The 2,577-nt window shown below is 57.4% G+C and carries 3 protein-coding genes; 2 read left to right on the forward strand and 1 reads right to left on the reverse strand.

The genetic code is table 11. From position 1 onward, the window contains the following. Window positions 1–306 precede the first annotated feature (306 nt). Window positions 307–795, forward strand: a complete 489-nt coding sequence (locus KDH83_RS30290; protein WP_212322650.1) for a DUF488 domain-containing protein — start codon at window positions 307–309, stop codon at window positions 793–795. Here the strand turns inward: KDH83_RS30290 and KDH83_RS30295 are convergent. Next, entirely contained in the window at window positions 746–1,558 is an 813-nt protein-coding gene (locus tag KDH83_RS30295; protein ID WP_212322652.1) for a hypothetical protein, read from the reverse strand. The genes KDH83_RS30290 and KDH83_RS30295 overlap by 50 nt on opposite strands. A 347-nt stretch (window positions 1,559–1,905) precedes the next feature. Here KDH83_RS30295 and KDH83_RS30300 point away from each other — a divergent pair, with 347 nt between their 5' ends. Then, window positions 1,906–2,109, forward strand: a complete 204-nt coding sequence (locus tag KDH83_RS30300) for a hypothetical protein (protein ID WP_249205461.1) — start codon at window positions 1,906–1,908, stop codon at window positions 2,107–2,109. Window positions 2,110–2,577: the final 468 nt, after the last annotated feature.

A 2,577-nucleotide genomic window follows, 5' to 3' on the forward strand; every position in this document is an offset into this window, starting at 1 on the left:
TCGGATTCCCTCGGGCGCATCGAGGTTGCTCGCAGCCGCGCCGCCCCGCCCGAGGAGCTGCGGGTTTCGAGGGATGTGGCGTTGCTGGAGCCGTGGCTGGTGACGAGGTTTGCGTCGCCCGCAGAAACCGGCCGCGCGGGCGGCCAGTTTCTGCATACGTGGTGTCTTGCGTCAGGGGTTTAACGCTATGCGCAGATCACGCGCTTAGAAAATTGGCGGCTTCTCAGACTGCGGCGTACCGCGAACCTTCGTAACGAGAAGGGCAAAGCAGCTAAACTCGGAGCACTCGAATCGAGCTACATCACCATGATCTTCACCATCGGCTATGAAGGCATTGACCTCACCAGGTTCATGTCCTTGCTTTCGCACCACAACATTGACACAGTCGTCGATGTTCGCGAAATGCCGCTTTCCCGCAAGCGGGGTTTTTCAAAAACCGCGTTGAGAACGGCGCTCAACCAATCCGGCTTCGAATACGTTCACCTGGCGATGCTAGGTTGTCCCAAGGACGTCAGGAACCGGTACAGGGAAGACGGCAACTGGGCTGCATATCGCAAACGTTTCTTGCGATACCTTGCCACCCAGGAATCGGCGATTGCAGAATTGGCGGCGCTATCCAGCGATTCGAACTGCGCGCTCCTGTGCTTTGAAGCTGACCACAATTTTTGCCATCGCTCGATGGTGGCAAACGCAGTCTCCGCCATTTCCGACGCGGAAGTCACACACATCAGCGCCACGCCGCCCACTAGAACAGCGCGCCCTGCATCGTTGGCGTTTGCCTGGGCGGATAGATGAGACTGATGATGAGCCATTGATTCTGGAAACGATGCTGGTTGCCCATCAGCAGCATCATGTCCTTGGACTGCATTGATCCCAGCAACTTCTGCCGGAAGACCTCATCGCAATCCGATCCGTAGTCCCTGCGACATCGCCGATAAAGCTGACCCGCCTCCCAATCGACAATCTTGTGGCGAATACTGGAACCATCGGCACATGAGTATTCATAGTAGAAATCACAGGGCAGCTTTTTGAGCATTGCAATCTCGCTCCTGGCTTCGGGTTCCGTGAGCAAGCTCCCCTGCCCCTGAGCATGCGTCAGCTTGAGTATTTCCTCCTCGGACCACTCCGCCTTTCTGGCAGCCACGATGCTCAATCCGGTCAGTTCGCGCGGCTTCAGAAGCGCGAGCGATCCTTTGGTTGTCCCTGACCATTTCTCAAGATCGGAAAAGGCTTCAAACTGAGGAATGCGGCGTATCCATTCCCTGCGCGGCTGCCATTCTGCATGGGTTGAGACCTTCTCGCCGCATGCAAGCGTACCGATGTCTATCCTGAAACTCTCAGGCCGGTGATCGCCGCGAGCCTTTTCGACCTTGACATCGATCCATTGCCATTTGGAAAACTGCTGGTCATCCTCCAGAAAGCGAAATGGGACAGGGAACAGTCTTCGCATCTCCCCATTGGCATTGATTCCAGCCACACAGGATGTTTCGATATAGCTGGCGCTTGGCGAAGGGTAAGTTTTTGCCAAGATGAGAATGCGCTCTCGTTGCAGTGCCACGAATGTTCCTCCTTCTTGCAAAGCCGCATCACATGATCTGTTCGCCAAAATCTAGCAGCGATTCGATCGTTGTGTACGCCATTGCGGTAGGCCGTGACCTGCTGAACAGCAAAAATCAGACGAGCGCTCCATTGCAAGATCAATGGACGCTTTCCTGTACTTTTCCCGCCACCACAACGGTAGCCCAGGTTGAGAGCCGGAGTACGAATTGCGCACAACCGCAGTTTTCCGTATGCCAAAAGGAAGCTCTCGTGCCCCCCTGCCTCACCCCCTGACCACAAACCGCTGGTCCGTCGAAGGCGAACCCGAATACGGTCGCATACGTCTTTCCCGGTTGCATCAACTGGATGCGCGCCCGACTCGGCATAGAGACGATTGCGCGGCTGGTCGGCAACAGCGCACTGGAACCGAACGTCAGCGGCGCTTCCCCTTTTGATGCAGAAACCGTGGCGCGCTTGATGGGGGGAGTAAAGAGCCTTTGTGAGCACATCGGCATCCTGGGCAAGACCATTCAGGAAGAATCGTCCCAAGACAACGAAAGAACCCATTGACCCCGGGCACCGCCAACCAGAACAGCCACGTCTCGTAATGCGAGACCCCTATGCGTAAATATGGCCGCCCGCGCGGCCATATTTGCGCGTCCCCGCAAGATCTTCCTGCGAAAACCAACCCTTCAAAAGCACGCCAAGCACCCTCTTCGCCCCAGCGACGTATCGGCACTTCGATCCGCGAGCCTGGCGTGGCGAGGGCGCGGGGTGCGCGGGGCGTCGATGCGCCCGAGGGAATCCGAAGGCAGCCGCCGGCAGGCGGCAACGAGGATGACGAAGGGAAAGTCCGGAGCGAAGGCTCCGGACCGCAATCGTTGCCCCGCGCACCCCGCGCCCTCGACGCGACGGGCGGCTGAAGAACCCAAAAGCACTCGCAGCAAGAACACCGCCCACGCATATAACAAGAACCAAAAACTCCAAAACGAGGCATACAATCCCCCACCATATGTCCACCATGCGCCTCTTCTACGC

It is taken from the genome of Achromobacter sp. Marseille-Q0513 (assembly GCF_018195695.1).
GTDB lineage: Bacteria > Pseudomonadota > Gammaproteobacteria > Burkholderiales > Burkholderiaceae_B > Achromobacter.

What these genes read in the sequence shown, in the direction of transcription:
- KDH83_RS30290 (WP_212322650.1), top strand. Translation starts at nt 307, where the DNA reads ATGATCTTCACCATCGGCTATGAAGGCATTGACCTCACCAGGTTCATG.
- KDH83_RS30300 (WP_249205461.1), top strand. Translation starts at nt 1,906, where the DNA reads ATGCGCGCCCGACTCGGCATAGAGACGATTGCGCGGCTGGTCGGCAAC.